Here is a 16,019-nt window from a genome sequence, read left to right on the forward strand (position 1 = left end):
TTATGCAAGCGCTTGCACTTAGATGTCCCCCTCATTATGCAAACCTTTGCATAATCTGTCAAGCCGGACTAAAGTCCCTCCTTCTCCGCTTGCCGAACGCGGCCCGCAGGAGGATCGTCGTCCTGAAAAAAAAGCGTTCGACCGGCTCCGCAGAGCCGGTCGAACGCTTGCCGGGATTCGTATCGGGAGCGGGGCTCCCGCTGCGCGCCTGCCGTCGACGCCGGCGGCGCTAGCGCTGCAGCACCGCGATCGCGCCGGGCGCGAGGCTGCCGGCCAGCTTGCCGTTCGTGACGAGGAACGTGCCGCCGGCGGAAGCATGGCTGTCGTAGCTGCCGGACGGCAGCGCGGTGTCCGCCTCCACCTGGGCGGCCGATGCGCCGGCGTTGAGCAGCACGGCTCCCTTTTCCCCGCGCTCGATCAGCAGCACGTCCGGTCCGAGCGCCTGCAGCCGCTCGCCCTCGCCCACCATCGCGTTGTGGAACCGGTTCAGCGCCGCGATGTCGGGATCCCGCCACAGCTCGCCGCCCGGCTCGCCGATGCGTGCCGCGAACTTGCCTCCGCCCGCCGGGCGGTTGAAGAACAGCGGATTCGAGCCGGCGCGCGAAGCGACGATCGCCCAGCCGAGCTTCAGTTGCTCGTCGGTCATCGCGGTCGATTCCTCGCTGTCGTTGGCGTAGGTGTCATGGGATTCGACCCAGGTCACGAGCTTCGCCGGATCGACCTGGCTCGCCTTGAAGTCCTCCGCCAGCGATACGTCCGGCGTCCCGCCGAAGCCGACCGCATGGCGCACCGACTCCCCGTAGCGCGAAGCGGTCAGATGCAGGAATTCCGCATAAGACGGGTAGCGGTCCGCGCCGCCCTGCAGCACCTCGCCGTAGAGGAACAGCCTTTCCTTATCGTCCAGCGCGCCGAGCACCCGCGGCCAGAAATTCGACGGCGTCCGGTCGTCCGGCAGCTCGATATGCTTCGCCGCATCGAAGCGGAATCCGTCCGCGCCAAGGGCGACCGCATCGTTCAGGAACGCGATCACCTTGTCCTGCAGCGCCTCGTTGGCGGTGTTGAGATCCGGCAAGCCGATGCCCCACTGCGTCACCTGGCCGCGAGCGTTCCAATCGAGCACCCCCTTGGCCTCATGCCAGAAGTCCGGGTTCGCGAGCAGCTCCGGGTCGACGTTCTTGGCCGGCCGATGCGCCAGCTCGCCGCCGCCGGCGTTGCCCATATGGTTGGCGACGACGTCGACGATGATGCTGATGCCGTGCTTCTCGGCCTCCTCGCACAGCTGCTGGAACTGCTCCCGCGTCCCGAGCTGCGAGTTGCCGATGCCGAAGCCGGTCGGCTGGTACAGGATCCACCACTGGCTGCCGTTCGTCAAAGGCTCCTTGTTCGGCTGCACCGGCGATGTCTGCACCGACTTGAAGCCTGCCTCGGCAAGCTCCGGCAGCTTCTCCCGGATCGCGTCGAACGACCAGTTCCAGGCGTGGAACATGACGCCGTCCTCCGTCTTTTCCGGCAGCCCTCCGCTCGCATCCGCGTCGTCGCCGACCCTCCCGCTCATGAAGCCGGCGTAGGTGACGCTCAGCAGGACCAGCAGCAGGATGCCGCCGACTAGCGCGTAGGCCCAGCGGGGAACTTTCTTCTCTTGTTCTTGGTTTTCGTTCATTGCGGTTCGAATCGTCCCTTCTGACCCCTGTCTGAACTCTCACCTGACAGCATATCCAATTGCGCCTCCCGATGGCAAGGCGGCCGCCGCCCCGCGGCAACACTTCCGCCGCTGCCGGCAGGCGGCTAGCGGCGCGGTTGCGGCCGGCTCGCGGGGAGCCGCGCCGGAGCGGCAGCGGCACGGCGGGCGAGCCGGAGCGCCAGCGGCAGGCTTGCGGGAAGCCGCGCCGGAGCGGGTGCGGCACGGCGGGCGAGCCGGAGCGCCAGCGGCAGGCTTGCGGGGAGCCGCGCCGGAGCGGGTGCGGCACGGCGGGCCGGCGCGCCAGCGGCCGTGACTGCAGCCGTAAGCGGCTAGCGGCGATTCGTCGGCCGGCTGGTGCTGCCACGGCGCGGTTGCGCAAACGTTTTCTCATACCTTCTCATTATGCTGAGCTGGCCGCTAGTCTGTCAACCGGCGATGTGCCTCGACTTCCGCACATGGACCGTCACGGACGGATGTTGCCCCTGTCGGCGCAGCAGTCACGCTAGCTCGCTCCTTAACGGCAAAAATGGCGTTAGGAAGCTCCGCAGTCGCGCTAGCTCGCTTCTTAACGGCAAAAACGTCGTTAGGGAGCTCCGCAGTCGCGCTAGCTCGCTCCTTAACGGCAAAAATGGCGTTAGGGAGCTCCGCAGTCACGCTAGCTCGCTCCTTAGTGGTAACTTCAAGCAATCGAAGTGCCCCGACTACCGCCGTGCAATCGAAAGGAGCAGGCTCTCGATCAGGGTAACGTCCGGCAACCTACAGACATGCTTTCCTTCTAGTGCCCTATGATTCCGCGGTAGAAGATCCAAGATCGATCGCTAAAAGCGGAATCGAAACTCTCGTTTTGATTGGACGGCAACTGGAGCAGAAGATGGCTCCGAAGCTGACCTTAACGCAGGCCAAGAAGTCCTTCCGCCAAAAAAACGAACCAACGGCTCCGCCGAGGCGAAGCCGCTGGTTCTGGAGAAAAGACTGGCAGGAAGACTGGCTCATCGCGAAGCGTACGCTTGATCAGCCCCGCTCCGACAGCCGCGTCAGCAGCACGGCCGCCTCGGCTCTCGTTGCCGGCTGTTCGGCTCCGAAGCGTCCGCCGCCTCGGCCTTGAAGCAAGCCTTCGCCGGCAGCGCCATAGACGAACGGCTTCGCCCATGCCGGAATGGCCTCCTCGTCCGCAAAACGCGGCACGGACCCGTCGTCGCCCAAGGACGCCCCCGTCGTGCGGACGAGCATCGCGGCCAGCTCCTCCCTCGTGACCGGACGATGCGGCCGGAAGCTGCGATCCTCGTAGCCGGATAGGATCCCGCCTGCAAGAGCGGCGCCGATCGCATCTGAGGCCCAAGCCGGGATCGATGCCTGATCGGCGAATGTACCCGACGCCAGCGGAGCCGCTCCGCCCCGTTGCCGCTCCAGCATGACGATCCACTCGGCGCGGGTGACGGCCGCATCCGGACGGAAGCGGCCGGCTTCATCGCCGCGCACCAGTCCCAGCGCCTGCGCGCGAATGATGTCCGCCTCCGCCCAGTGGCCGACGACATCCGCGAATGGCGTGGGTGTTGGTGTTGGTGTTGGTGTTGGTGTTGGTGTTGATGTTGGTGTTGGTGTTGGTGTTGGTGTTGGTGTTGATGTTGGTGTTGGCGTTGATGTTGGTGTTGGTGTTGGTGTTGATGTTGGTGTTGGTGTTGGCGTTGATGTTGGTGTTGATGTTGGTGTTGATGTCTCCGTCGGTGTCGGCGTCCCCGTCGGTGTCGGCGTCCCCGTCGGTGTCGGCGTCCCCGTCGGTGTCGGCGTCCCCGTCGGCGTCGGCGTCCCCGTCGGTGTCGGCGTCGGCGTCGGCCGCTCGCCTTTGACGAGCGTGAAGGCGACGGCGGCAGCGGCGGCTCTCGCGCTTTCGTTGCCTGCCGCATCAGTCGCCGTCACGACGTAGCGGTACGCGCCCGGAGCGAGATCACCGATAGCCGCCGCCGCGACGGAGCCGTCTGCAAGGCTCGCGCCCAGCGGCACCGCAGCGCCAAGCTCGCCGGCATCGACGACCCCGTCGGCGTCGGCGTCGCTCCAGAGATAGGCGCGCATCGCCGCTCCCGGCTCGCTCGCCGCGCCGGCCGCCCCCTGCAGGCGATCCGGCGTGCCGGCATATTCATCGACCGCGGAGAAGCGCGACGCGTCGACCGCAGGCGGCGTCGTATCCGGCGCCGGCTCATCCTCCACGATCGTGACCGTCACGGCCGAGACGGCTCCGAGCGTCGCTTTGCCCGTCGGCGACTCCAGCCGCAGCCGGAACGAGCGGTCTCCTTGGTACGACGCATCATCCTTTACAAAGACGTTGTACGAAACGCTCGTCTCCCCCGCCTCGATCAGCAGCAGCTCGTCGACCGGCTGGTAGTCCCGGCCTGCCAGCGCCGTGCCGTCCTCGCTGCGCAGCCGGACCTTGAGCCTGCCCAGCCCGCTGCCGCTCCGGGTGACCGTCAGCTCGGCATGTCCGTCCGCTTCGCCGACCGTCGCTTCCGCCTCGGCAAAAGCAAGCTCGCCCTCCGCCTGGCTCAGCAGCGAGTAGATGCCCGTCCCGCTCGCCGCCGCCAGATCGGAGATGCCGTCGCCGTTGAAGTCTCCCGCCGCATAGTAGGCCAGCTGGACGGGCGCCGTCGAAAAGGCGGCCGCCGGCTCGAACGTCCCGTCTCCGCGGCCGCGATGGAAATACGATTCGATGCTGCCGCTCTGCCGGCCCGAAACGACGTCGAGCACGCCGTCGCCGTCGAAATCCGCAAGCGCAGCGCCAAGCGGCTTGTCGCCTCCTGCATAAAGGGCGCGCGGCTCGAACGTCCCGTCTCCGCGGCCGAGCAGCACGCCGATGCCGTTCGTTCCGTTGAGCGCCGCCACGAGATCCAGATGTCTGTCTCCGTTCAGATCGGCCTGGGCCAGGCCTTGCGGGGAGAGGCCAAGCGGCACGTTGTACGACGCCCCGAACCGGAGCGCTCCCGTACCGGGCAGGATCGTCAAATAATCGACGGATTCGGCATCGTTGACCAGCACGAGATCCACAAGCCCGTCCCCGTTGAAATCGCCGGCGAGCATGCCCCGATTTCTCGTTCCTGCCGGGATCGTTTCATGCAGCTTGAGCGTGCCCGCATCGTTTTCGTACATCGTGACCGAGTCTGACATGCGGTTGCCGACCGCAAGGTCGATGTCTCCGTCGCCATCCAGATCGGCAGCCGCCATGCCGAACGGATAATTCACGCCGCCGAGCGCCTCGGCGGTCCGGAAGCCGCCTGCTCCGTCCCCGTAAAGCACATGGACCGAATTGGCCTCCGAACAGGCGACCGCGGCATCGAGACGCCCGTCGCCGTCGAAGTCGGCGAGCTCGGCCATGCGCGGTCTGAATCCGACCCCGACGGAAGCCTGCTTGTCGAAAGTCCCGTCGCCGCGTCCAAGCATCACGAAGACGCGATCGGCTAGCAATTCGAGCACGAGGACGTCCTCGTTTCCGTCCCCGTTGAAATCCCCCGTCCGGATCGCGACGGAAGTTCCGTCGTCGATCTTGGACTGGACGTGGCTCAGTCCCGCCGCTTCCGCGCGTCCCGGCCCGACCGCCAGCCCCGAGCCGACCAAAGATACGCTGAGCGCGGCCGCCATGAACCGGCGCCAGCGCCATGCTGCTGCTTTCATCCTTTTTTCCTCCCCATTCAAGCTCACTGTACGCCTCTACTCTACCTATCGGCAGAAACGAGGAAAAACCTTCCCCCGAAGGAAGGAAGGCGGTGCCAGCTGAAGCATGGCTCTGCATGAAGCATGGCTCTGGATGGAGAAAGGCTGAGCCGACTCGGCCCAGCCCTTCATCAAGCGGCCCGTCAAGGCCGCCTCTCAGGCGCGGTCCGCGTAAACCGCCATCGCTTCCTTCATGAAGGCCGCGAGCCCTTCGCCGAAGCGGTCGATGTTCGCCGTGAAGCGCTCGTCGGCGACGTACATCTCGCCTAGATGGCGGAACATTTCCGGAGTGTAGGTCGAGAACCGCTGCAGGAAAGCGTACCACTCTCCGATCGCCGCCTGCGCCTCCGCCGATGCGGGCGGCTGCTCGCGCAGCGACGCCAGACGGCGATACAGCGCGTTCATCTCCTCCTGCCCCTGCTCGCCCATCGCTTTCTCGCCCGCTTCGTCCACGGCCTGGTCTCCCCAGCGCTCCCGCGCCTCCTGCTCGTACGGATTCGCCCCGAAGTCGAAGCCCTCGAACCGCTGCTTGTCGCTCATATCCATCTCTCCTTGTTCATGCCGGATCGTCCGCTCGACGTTGGCGATCAAGACGTCCAGACGCCTCCGCTTCTCCAGCAGCAGGTCGCGGTGCAGCCGCAGCGCTTCCTCCTCGCGGTAGCCGGGATCGTGCAGGATCGCCTTGATCTGCTTCAAAGGGAAGCCGAGCTCGCGGAAAAACAGAATCTGCTGCAGCGTCTTCAGGTCGCGCGGCGAGTACAGCCGGTAGCCCGATTCGGTCGCTTCCTCCGGATGAAGCAGCCCGATCTCGTCATAATGGTGCAGCGTCCGGACGCTCACCCCGGCCAGCTCCGCCGCTTCCTTCACCTTCAGCATCCGTTTTCCGCCTCCCTTCCGCTTCAGCATAAGGCCTCACGCAGCGTGAGGGTCAACCGTTTTTTTCGGGATGGAGCGCCTAGGTGTGATATAGTGGAAAAAAGCTCGTCCGCCAAAGGAGGCCATCCGTTCCCGCCATGATTCCTCATCGCATTTCCTTGCGGCCGCGTCTGCGCCGGCTGCTGCCGCTCGCCGGCCTCGCCCTGCTGCTGCTGCTTGCCGCCTGCGGGGGAGGCTCCGCTCCCGCTTCGGGCGGGGACGCCGAATCCGGCTCCTCGGCCGGCCACGCCGATCACGCCGATCATGCCGACCACGCCTCCGGCGACCTGCGCGAGGAGACCGCTTCGGCCGACACGCTGCCGAATTTCCTCGACGCCCAGCCGGAGCAGATCCGCATCGTCTACGCCGCTTCCGCCAAAGCCGCCGAGCTGCTCTCGACGATGCCGTGCTACTGCGGCTGCATGGAGAGCGTCGGGCACAAGAGCAACCTGAACTGCTTCATCCATGAGATGCGCGAGGACGGCTCCGTCATCTGGGACGACCACGGCACGCGCTGCGGCGTCTGCCTGCAGATCGCCGCCGAGTCGATCTCGATGATGGCCGAAGGCAAGTCGCCGGAGGAGATCCGCCAGACGATCGAGGACATGTACGCCGCCTGACGGTCGAGAGAGGCGCGTCCGGCCCGACGAGGAGCCGGGCGCCCCGCCAGGCGCGGTCTGCCTTGAAGCGCCAACGGCCTGCACAGCCTTGACCGAGGCTCTGGCCTGCACGGTCCTGACCGAGGCTCTCCTGATCGTGAAAATCAAGCCGCCGCTCCCGCCTGCGAAGCCAGCCCGAGCCCCCGCCTTGCGCGCGGAGCTCGGGCTGTTCGGCTTGGCGCTCGAAGGACAGGATCGCGCCCGCTACCCCTCCAGCCAGCGGACGATGCGCTCGATTGGCAGCGCCTCGACGCGGCGGCCCTCCTGCCCGGTCATGCCGATGCCCGCGCACAAGGAATTCCAGATCGCCTCCTCGGTCGCCTCCGCCGCCGCGCGGAAGGCGTCCGCGAGCGTCGGGCCGTCCTCCCGCAGCGAGCGGCGAGCCGGCGCGAGCTCGTCCGGCTCATGGGCGACGCGCTCCGCCGTGCTGAAGGCGACGACGATGTCGCCGCTGCCGTGATCGGCCGCCGAGCCCGTGCGGGCGAGCCCGAACGCGGCCCGCTTGGCGAGCCGCTTCAGCTGACGGGCGTCGAGCGGCAGATCCGTCGCCAGCACGATGATGATCGAGCCGTCCTCGGAGCGCTCGGGCTGTGGCTGGGGCTGGGACAGCGGGAAGGAGCCGCTGCCGCCTTCTCCCGCTCCTTCGCCCCCCTGCTCCATGCCGGCAAGCGGCCGGCTCGCGTCCTTGCGCGCCGCGGCTGCCTGCTCCTCCAGCCAGCGCCCGACCGGGCGGCCGAGCAGCGTCAGATCGGCGCGCCGGCCGAAGTTGCTCAGCACGAGCGCCCCGACCGTGCCGCTGCCCTGCTCCGTCCGCACGAGCCGGGACGAGCTGCCGATGCCGCCTTTATAGCCGAAGCAGACCATGCCGGTGCCGGCTCCGACCGCGCCTTCCTCGGGAGGCACGCCCTCCGCCGAGCCGCGGGCGAGCCGGACCGCGCGCTCGGCATGCTCCGGCCGCACATGCAGGCCGCGCATGTCGTTCAGATAGCGGTCGTTGCACTCCGCCGCCACGATGTTGATCGAGCCGGCTTCTCCGCCGACGCCCTCGTCCTGCTCCATCATGGCGCGCAGCCCGCCCTCGAGCGCGGCGCCGACGCCGAACGTATTCGTCAGCAGGATCGGCGCCTCCAGCGTGCCGAGCTCCTCGATCTGCACGAGCCCCGCCGTCTTGCCGAAGCCGTTCACGACGTAGGCGGCAGCGGGCACCTTTTCGCGAAACGGATTGCCGCCATGCGGCAGGATCGCCGTCACGCCGGTGCGCACCGCATGCCCCGGCTCGTCCCGGATCAGCGTCACATGCGCCGTCCGCACGCCAGGCACATCCGTGATGGCGTTGACGGGACCGGGCGGCAGTCCTCCGATCCGCACGCCATGTTCGCGCAGCCGCTTCCTTTCACGGGCCTTTTCCATCGTCGATCTCTCCCTCCCCGCCGAAGCGCACGCAGGCAAGCCGGCTACGACATACGCAGTCCCCGCCATGCTCTTGCCCTCGCCTGCCGCTGTCGGCTGTTCCGATTCCAGTGTAGCCTTCCGGCTGCCGGTTGAAAAGCAGGGATGGCGTCCCCGCCTGCAAAAGAAAAGACATCTGTCCCGGGGAGTCCCGGAACAGATGTCGCGCTTCACGTCCCGGCGGCCGCTCAGAGCGCCTTCGGGATCAGATTGATGTGGTCGAGGTCCGTGCCTTTGACGTCGTTGAAGATGAAGTCGAGCTGATAGTTGCCGCGCACGTAGCTGAGCTTCTTCTGCTTCTTGCCGCCCGACGTGAACACGGTGGAAGCCTGCGGCATGAACCACTGCTGGACGAGCAGGTCGCGCGTCATGCCGCCGATGTTCGTCTGGCGCTCGACGTTCGTGCCGAAGTAGCGCATCTCGGCGACGACGTTGTCGCGGTCGTAGCGGAGCGCGTAGCCGGGATGGCCCATCTCGGCGTGATAGAAGTCGAACCCTCCGGCCGTCTTGCGCGGCTCCGGCGCCTCGCCGAGCTGGTCGATGACCTGCTGGCGGGTCGTCACGCCGACCGTGAAGCCGTTGAAGTTCGGGAACTGGCCCTCGAGCGCCGGCTTGTACATCGCCATCAGCTTCTCCATCGCCATTTTCTGATCCGAGGCCGACGCCGCTGCGGCCGGCTTGGCTGCCGCATGGGCCGCCTCCTGCGGCAGCGAGGCTCCGAATCCGGCGACGACGGCCGCCGCCAGCACCGAGAGGGCGGCTTTTTTAACGTTTGCTTTCATGGTGAACGCCTCCTTTTGGTTCTATTACCCATCCGCAGGATGTTTGGCCCGCTTCGGGGTAAATATTTTAGATATAAATAATTAACGATGCATAGATCCAGACGGAGCGCGCGGCGGAAAGGTTGCAGAGCCTCGGCTCGGCCAGGGAGTAGAGAGTTCCTTCAATCGCGGGAATCCGGCGCTTCGGCTCGGCCAGGGAGCCGAGAGTTCCTTGAATCGCAAGAATACGGGGCTTCGGCTCGGACAGGGAGCCGGGAGTGCCTTCAATCGCGGGAATCCAGGGGGGGGGCGGCCCGACCAGGGAGTCGAGAGTGCCTTCAATCGTGGGAATACAGGGGGGCGGCTCGGCCAGGGAGCCGAGAGTTCCTTCAATCGCGGGAATACGGGGCTTCGGCTCGGCCAGGGAGCCGGGAGTGCCTTCAATCGCGGGAATCCAGGGCTTCGGCTCGGCCAGGGAGTCGAGAGTGCCTTGAAATGCGGGAATCCGGGGCTTCCGCCCGACCAGGGAGCCGAGAGTGCCTTCAATCGCGGGAATCCGGGGCTTCCGCCCGACCAGGGAGCCGGGAGTGCCTTCAATCGCGGGAATCCGGCGCTTCGGCTCGGCCAGGGAGCCGGGAGTGCCTTTAATCGCGGGAATCCGGGGATGCGGCTCGGCCAGGGAGCCGAGAGTTCCTTCAATCGCGGGAATCCAGGGCTTCGGCTCGGACAGGGAGTCGAGAGTGCCTTGAAGCGCGGGAATGTGGGGGTGCGGCTCGGCCAGGGAGTCGAGAGTGCCTTGAAGCGCGGGGATCCAGGGGTGCGGCTCGACCAGGGAGCCGAGAGTTCCTTGAATCGCAGGAATCCGGGGCTTCGGCTCGGCCAGGGAGCCGAGAGTGCCTTCAATCGCGGGAATCCGGGGCTTCGGCTCGGCCAGGGAGTCGAGAGTGCCTTGGCTTGCTTCCACGGAAGGCAGCTGCACCGGCAAACCGTTATAAAAAAGCGTCCCGCCCTGCGCAGATGCAGGTCGGGACGCTTTATCCAATGTTCTAACCCCCAGGCCGCGGCGCTCAGCCTAGCCAGATGCCTTCCAGCAGCAGCGCGCCGCCGCTCGCCTTCACGACGAGCCGGCGCAGGCCCGGCTCCGGCTGCGGCAGCGCGCCGAGCTCGGCCTCGCTCCACTCGCCGCTGGCGTCCAGCCGTCCGATCGGACGGCCGTCCAGCTCGAGCTCCGCCGCCGCTCCGGCCGCAGCAGCCTTGAGGCGCAGCTTGACGCCGAAGCCAGCCGCCTCGCCGCTCGCTTGGATGCTGCCGTCCAGGTCCATCGCCGCCGCCGCGCGGCCGACACCGCCTGCGGAATCGGCCGCTGCTGCCGCCTCATCGCTCGCTTGGGCGCCGCCGTCAGGAGTCGCCGCCGAACCGGCCGCCGCGGCATTCGCCCGGGCCGCGCCCGCAGCAGCCGCCTCGGCACGCGCAACATCCGCTGCCGCAGGCGGCACGAGGAACTCGTACGCCGTCCAGGCTCCTGCCGGCAGCTCGACGCACAGTCCGTCGCCGGCATTCCACGGATGCCAGCCAGGCTCCGACGGCGGCAGATGCGGCGCTCCGTCCAGCTTGCGGATCGCGAGGCCGTCGCCGCGGCGATAGCCGCTTTCCCAGTCGATGCGCTCCGCTCCGCCGAGGCCAAAGCTCTCGCCCTCGCCCTTGTAGCCGTAATGGATCGCCGGAATGCGCACCGGCAGCCGGCGCAGCAGCGCGTTCACGACCTCGGGACGGTAGTCGACCGCCGCCAGCGGGAGGCCGTCCAGATAGTCGCCGAGGATGCGGCCCGCCTCCTCCGGCTCCGGCTTGGCGCCGCCCTCCAGCCACGCGCCGAGCTTCTCCCAGCCGTCCGGCTTGCGGACCGAGCAGGGGGAGTTGAGCGTGTCCATCTTTTTCCACGTCCAGAAGTTCCAGCCGATGCGGTGGTCCTCGAACAGCCGGAATCCGCCTGCGTACCAGTCCAGGTCGTTCTCCCCGCCCTCGCCCATGAAGATCGGCACGTTCCACTCGTCGCGGAAGTCGAGGTACTTCTGGATGCTCTCGGTGTCGGGGTTGTTCCAATACTTATGGAACTGATAAAGCACGTTGCCGTCGAGCTTCTCCGTGAAGATGCTGAAGTCCGTCGACCAATGCACGCCCTCGACGACGATGAGATGGCGGTCGTCGACCTCGCGGATCGCCGCGATCATGTCGCGGTACAGCGGCTCGACGCGGTCATTGTACTGCCCGTGGAATTCCGGCAGCGGCTCGTTGAGCAAGTCGTAGCCGGCGACGATCCACTCGTCGCGGTAGCGCTTCGCCAAATAGCGCCACAGGTCGATCGACGCCTGGCGGTGCTCCGCCGAGGTGAACAGCTCCGGCTGGTCGTTTTCGCAGTCGTCGATGTTGGCTCCGGTCTGCCCGCCCGGCGCGCCGTGCATGTCGAGGATGACGTAGACGCCCCACTTGCGGCACCAGCCGACGACGTCATCGAGCAGCCCCACCTGGAAGGCGTTGTAGCCGTCCTCGTTCAGCGGGCCCTCGAGCAGCTTGCGCGAGTTGAACGGCACGCGCACCGAGTTGAAGCTCTCGAGCGCCAGCTGGCGGATGTCCTCCTCGGCCGTGTAGCGTTCAAAATAGGTGCGCCAAAACGCCTCCGCCCCGCTCTCGCCGAGCAGGCCGGACACCATCGCCTCGATGCGGCGCGGCCGGTCGCCCTGCTGCGGCATCTTCCACATGTAGCCCTCCGGCAGCAGCCAGCTGCCGAGGCCGACTCCGCGCAGGATGAGCTCCTCGCCTCGTCCGTTCACGAGCCGCTTGCCGTCGGCCTTGACCCAGCCGTCGACCTCCGATTGCCGGCATCTATTCTCGGTCGCCATTCGTTTCCGCCTCCGCCTCTCTGATTGTAATCGTTTACGGTCCGTTGCGAGCTTTCGCCGTCTCCGCCGCCGCCGCTCCGCGGACGGGATGCCGTCCGCGGAGCTGATGGCCTTGCGCGCTGCCGAGGCAGCCGCGCTGGGGCAGCCGTGCCGAGGCAGCCGTACCGCTACGCCCCGTGCCGCTACCGCCCCGGGCCGATGCCCTGGCGCATGCTGCGGAACTCCAGCGGCGTGATGCCCTCAGCCTCCTTGAACACGCGCGTGAAGTGCTTGACGTTGTCGAAGCCGGACTGCGCGCTGATCTCGTATACCTTAAGGTCGGAGCTGGACAGCAGATCCTTGGCCCGGTTCAGCCGCAGCTTGCGCAGGTACGACGAGAAGCTCTCGCCGGTATGCTCCTTGAACGCCTGGCTGAAGTACGTATAGTTGAGCGAGATGTGGTTGCTCACGACCGCCATGTTGACGTCCTCGGCATAATGCTCCTGCAAGTACTCGACCGCCTTCTGCATGTCCTTGCGGTCCGCATGGGCTCCGCGCACCCGCCCGACGAACTCGTCGAGCCGCTCCAGCAGCTGCTCGACATGGCGGTAGTAATCCTCGAAACGCTCGAAGTTCTCGATATGCCCGGCGCTCTTGTACAGCCGCAGGATGTCGACCGACTCCTCCCCGTAGCTGCGGAACACGCCGTCGAACACCTCCTCGTTCAGCCGCCGGCTGATGCCCTCGAGGTAGCCGATCTCGCAGCGGCCGATGACCCGGATGTCGAGGATGCCTTGCAGCAGCTTTTTCATCTCCGGCAGCCGCCCCGTGCCGAGCAGGTTGGACAGCCGCCGGATCGGCTCCTCCGGCAGCGGACAGCCCGCGCTCAGGCTGCGCACGCTGTCGTAGGAGAGCAGCGCGACGCCAGGATGCAGCAGGAAATACTTCTGCGCCTGCTGCGCCTGGCTGTACGCGCGACGCAGCTGCCCCGGGCCGGTAGCCCGGGAGCTGAGCGCCAGCCGGCAGCGCAGCAGCGCATGGCCGTCCAGCCTCGCTCCGAGGCGCCTCAGCAGCTCCTCGTCTTCCGCCGCCAGCACCAGGTCGCCGCCGCGCAGCTGCCGCATCGCCCAGGCCTCGCTGCCCGTCTCCTCCAGCAGCGGCTGCACGAGCCCTTGCAGCTGCGAGCCCTCGCCGCCGCCGGCCGCCCGCAGGACGCCGACGGAGTAGTCGCCGGCGAGCCAGCCGAGGCCGGCCGCCGCCAGCGCGGCGGCCTCAGGCGCCGCCTCGCCGGTCAGCATGCCTTGCAGCAGCTCGCCCGCCCGCGACTCGCGATCCGCCGGCGCAGCCGCGCCGGCCGCAGCGCCATGCCTGCGGTCCAGCTCGCCCTCCAGCCGCTCCAGCACCTCGAACAGCTCCTCGCGCTTGATCGGCTTGAGCAGGTATTCCTTGGCCTGGTAGCGGATCGCCGCGCGGGCATACGGGAAATCGTCATGTCCGCTCAGGATGATGACGAGCGGCGCCGGTCCGGCGAGCGGACGGGCGGCCGGACTTGCCGGCAGCTTGCCCTGCGCCGCCGGGTCCGGCGAGCCTGCCGCGCCTCGCTCGGAGCCGCCGGCCGCCTCTCGCTCAGAGGCATCGGCTACGGCTCTGTCTCCTCGTCCGCTTTCGCCCTGTGCGCCGGCTGCGGCTCTGTCCGCCCCTCCGCTTTCGCCCTGTGCGCCGGCTGCGGCTCTGTCCGCCCCGCCGCCGGTTCCGCGGCCAAGCGCATGCAGCCGCTCCAGCAGCCCGAGGCCGTCCAGCACCGGCATGCGGATGTCGGTGATCATCAGATCGGCCGGACTCGCGGCGAGCTGCTCCAGCGCCTCGCGGCCGTTCTCCGCGAAGCGGAACGCGTACCGCTCGGGGAACTGACGCTCGATCATCGCCTTCAGGCCGAGCCGGATATTCTTTTCGTCGTCTACGATCAGCAGGTTGCGCATCAGCGCGGTTCACCTCCGGTCAGGATGAGATGGGGCAGCGTCATGACGACCTTCGTAAAGCTTCCCTCCACGCTCTCGACGCGCAAGCCGTACTCCTGGCCGTAGCTCATGACGAGCCGGTGGTCGACGTTGCGCAGCCCGATGCCGCTGCCTTCGCCGCGCCGGGCCGCCGACGTGCGCGCGCGCCGCTCCTGGTAGTCGGCCTCCTCTATGCGCAGCATGCCGTTCAGGAGCCGCAGCTGCTCGCCCGGTATGCCGCAGCCGTTGTCGGTCACCTCGATGACGCAGTCGTCGAGCCGGATGAACGCCGACACCGTGATCGTCAGCTTGCCCGAGTCCGAGTCCAGGTCGTCCATCCCGTGCTTGACGGCGTTCTCGACAATTGGCTGCAGCGACATTTTGAGCACCTCCTGCTCGAGGCATTCCGGCGCGATGTCGAGCCGCAGCTCCAGCTTGCCGTCGTAGCGGATGTTCATGATCGCGATGTAGTTCTGGATATGCTGGACCTCGTCCTTCAGCCGCACATGCGCGCGCGTCCACTGCAGGCTGTAGCGCATCATGCCGCCGAGCGAGGTGAGCGCGTCGGAGATCGTATACTGGCCCTCGATCTCGGCGAGCATCTTGAGGTTTTCGAGCGTGTTGTACAGGAAATGAGAGTCGATCTGGTTTTTGAGCGAGCGCAGCTCCGCCTCCTTGCCCGCCGCCTGCCGGTTCACCTGATCGACGATCAGCTCGTTGATCTTGCGCAGCAGCTGGCGGTAGTGATGGGCCAGCTCGCCGACCTCGTCGCTGCCCGCTACGGGCACGTCGACGTGGAAGTCGCCTCCGCGCACCTTTTTCATCGAGTCGCGCAGCACCCGCAGCCGCTTGAGGATGATCGACTGCATGAAGTACGAGAGCAGGATGAGCACGGCGATGAGCACGACGATCAGGATGACGAGATTGCCGCGAGTACGCTCGATGTCCGCGAGCGTGTCGGTGCGGCTGACGAGATTGACCAGATGCGCGTCCAGTCCGGGGATGAAGGCCTGGATCGCCAGGAACGACTGCCCGCCGGCCGTAAAATAAGACGTATGGTTGCCCGGGGTTTCCGTCAGGGCGATATGCCGCAGCAGCTCCTTGGCCGGCGTCTGCTGGAAGATCGGAGCGGCCATGTCGGCATGGACCTGGCCGCGGCGGTCCACGACGACCATGCGCGAGGAAGGATCCTGCACGCTGCTGAACGTCTTGGTGAAGAAATTGCGCAGCTCCATGCTGATTTCCAGCAAGCCGTTATGCGTCATGTCGTCCGGATACTTGAACTCCCGCAGCAGCGACACCGACATCACCTCGCTGCCGGACGTCGTGCTCGTGTTGTTCAGCAGCTCGCGGTTGTTCTGGATCTCCCACCACACCAGGCCTTTCCGATCCAGCACCGTATCGTACCAGGGCTTGTCGCGGATGCGCGCCTCGCTCAGCACGATCGGCCAGAATTCATGCACCCCGGGGTTGCTCGCGAACAGACGGATGCCCGAGATGCGCGGATTGTTGAACAGGAAGCTCTGAAACATCTGGAACGTGCGCGTCTTGAAGTCGAGCAGCCACTCCGTATCAAGATCCTCCTTGGTCTGGAGGTAGTCGTTCATCTCCCGATTGGACAAAGCCAGCTGGCCGGTCCATTCCATCAGCTCGATGTTGTTCTGGATGTTCGTCCGCTCGATGTCGAGGATGCTCTCGTTTTTTTTGACCAGCTCGCGCATCGAGTAGTCGGAGACGCCGTGCAGCGTGTACCAGGAGAACAGCAGCATCGGGACGATGATGACGAGCACGAAGGAGGAAATCAGCTTCGCCTGCAGCGGCAGGCTTCCGACGAATTCCCTTAAGGTACCGATCCAGCTTCCCGTTCTCGCCACGTCGTCTTCACTTCCCGCTCCAGGATGGTACAAGCCTGGCCGTCCGCCCCGATCGGGAAGCGGACGGCCAGGCTTGAATGGCTGCTGCGCGGGCCAATTCCCGGCTGC

Annotated in this window: 10 protein-coding genes; 1 reads left to right on the top strand and 9 read right to left on the bottom strand. The window is 66.7% G+C overall.

What is annotated here, in order from left to right:
• Nucleotides 1–229: 229 nt before the first annotated feature.
• The 3 genes from NYE40_RS21060 to NYE40_RS21070 form a co-directional block, all read right to left on the bottom strand.
• The gene (locus NYE40_RS21060) at nucleotides 230–1,660 is read right to left on the bottom strand and encodes an alpha-amylase family glycosyl hydrolase (protein ID WP_052333158.1); all 1,431 of its coding nucleotides are present in this window, start codon (nucleotides 1,658–1,660) and stop codon (nucleotides 230–232) included.
• A gap of 1,032 nt (nucleotides 1,661–2,692) precedes the next feature.
• Nucleotides 2,693–5,341 (bottom strand): FG-GAP-like repeat-containing protein, encoded by a 2,649-nt coding sequence (locus tag NYE40_RS21065; protein WP_339278900.1) that lies wholly within the window; start codon nucleotides 5,339–5,341, stop codon nucleotides 2,693–2,695.
• A 195-nt stretch (nucleotides 5,342–5,536) separates the two neighbouring features.
• Nucleotides 5,537–6,256, bottom strand: a complete 720-nt coding sequence (locus NYE40_RS21070) for a MerR family transcriptional regulator (protein WP_153784354.1) — start codon at nucleotides 6,254–6,256, stop codon at nucleotides 5,537–5,539.
• A gap of 137 nt (nucleotides 6,257–6,393) precedes the next feature.
• Between NYE40_RS21070 and NYE40_RS21075 the strand changes: the two genes are divergently transcribed.
• Nucleotides 6,394–6,915, top strand: coding sequence for a PCYCGC motif-containing (lipo)protein (locus NYE40_RS21075; protein WP_052333156.1), 522 nt, complete (start codon nucleotides 6,394–6,396; stop codon nucleotides 6,913–6,915).
• A 243-nt stretch (nucleotides 6,916–7,158) separates the two neighbouring features.
• Here the strand turns inward: NYE40_RS21075 and NYE40_RS21080 are convergent, their stop codons facing one another.
• The 6 genes from NYE40_RS21080 to NYE40_RS21105 form a co-directional block, all read right to left on the bottom strand.
• Nucleotides 7,159–8,364 (bottom strand): P1 family peptidase, encoded by a 1,206-nt coding sequence (locus NYE40_RS21080; RefSeq protein WP_028598653.1) that lies wholly within the window; start codon nucleotides 8,362–8,364, stop codon nucleotides 7,159–7,161.
• A 227-nt stretch (nucleotides 8,365–8,591) separates the two neighbouring features.
• Entirely contained in the window at nucleotides 8,592–9,185 is a 594-nt protein-coding gene (locus NYE40_RS21085; protein ID WP_028598652.1) for a YjgB family protein, read from the bottom strand.
• Between the two features lie 67 nt (nucleotides 9,186–9,252).
• Nucleotides 9,253–10,206, bottom strand: a complete 954-nt coding sequence (locus NYE40_RS21090) for a hypothetical protein (RefSeq protein WP_339278901.1) — start codon at nucleotides 10,204–10,206, stop codon at nucleotides 9,253–9,255.
• A 25-nt stretch (nucleotides 10,207–10,231) separates the two neighbouring features.
• Complete coding sequence (locus NYE40_RS21095) at nucleotides 10,232–12,061, bottom strand: cellulase family glycosylhydrolase (RefSeq protein WP_339278902.1); 1,830 nt, start codon at nucleotides 12,059–12,061, stop codon at nucleotides 10,232–10,234.
• A 182-nt stretch (nucleotides 12,062–12,243) separates the two neighbouring features.
• Nucleotides 12,244–14,019: a helix-turn-helix domain-containing protein gene (locus tag NYE40_RS21100; RefSeq protein ID WP_052333155.1), complete on the bottom strand. Its 1,776-nt coding sequence runs from the start codon at nucleotides 14,017–14,019 to the stop codon at nucleotides 12,244–12,246.
• Nucleotides 14,019–15,911 carry a sensor histidine kinase gene (locus NYE40_RS21105; RefSeq protein ID WP_052333154.1) on the bottom strand — a complete coding sequence of 631 codons (1,893 nt, stop codon included), beginning with the start codon at nucleotides 15,909–15,911 and terminating at the stop codon, nucleotides 14,019–14,021. The genes NYE40_RS21100 and NYE40_RS21105 overlap by 1 nt, the downstream gene beginning before the upstream one ends.
• Between the last annotated feature and the right edge of the window lie 108 nt (nucleotides 15,912–16,019).

The organism is Paenibacillus sp. FSL W8-1187 (assembly GCF_037965485.1).
GTDB lineage: Bacteria > Bacillota > Bacilli > Paenibacillales > Paenibacillaceae > Paenibacillus_O > Paenibacillus_O pasadenensis.

What these genes read in the sequence shown, in the direction of transcription:
- NYE40_RS21060 (WP_052333158.1), bottom strand. Translation starts at nt 1,660, where the DNA reads ATGAACGAAAACCAAGAACAAGAGAAGAAAGTTCCCCGCTGGGCCTAC.
- NYE40_RS21065 (WP_339278900.1), bottom strand. Translation starts at nt 5,341, where the DNA reads ATGAAAGCAGCAGCATGGCGCTGGCGCCGGTTCATGGCGGCCGCGCTC.
- NYE40_RS21070 (WP_153784354.1), bottom strand. Translation starts at nt 6,256, where the DNA reads ATGCTGAAGGTGAAGGAAGCGGCGGAGCTGGCCGGGGTGAGCGTCCGG.
- NYE40_RS21075 (WP_052333156.1), top strand. Translation starts at nt 6,394, where the DNA reads ATGATTCCTCATCGCATTTCCTTGCGGCCGCGTCTGCGCCGGCTGCTG.
- NYE40_RS21080 (WP_028598653.1), bottom strand. Translation starts at nt 8,364, where the DNA reads ATGGAAAAGGCCCGTGAAAGGAAGCGGCTGCGCGAACATGGCGTGCGG.
- NYE40_RS21085 (WP_028598652.1), bottom strand. Translation starts at nt 9,185, where the DNA reads ATGAAAGCAAACGTTAAAAAAGCCGCCCTCTCGGTGCTGGCGGCGGCC.
- NYE40_RS21095 (WP_339278902.1), bottom strand. Translation starts at nt 12,061, where the DNA reads ATGGCGACCGAGAATAGATGCCGGCAATCGGAGGTCGACGGCTGGGTC.
- NYE40_RS21100 (WP_052333155.1), bottom strand. Translation starts at nt 14,019, where the DNA reads ATGCGCAACCTGCTGATCGTAGACGACGAAAAGAATATCCGGCTCGGC.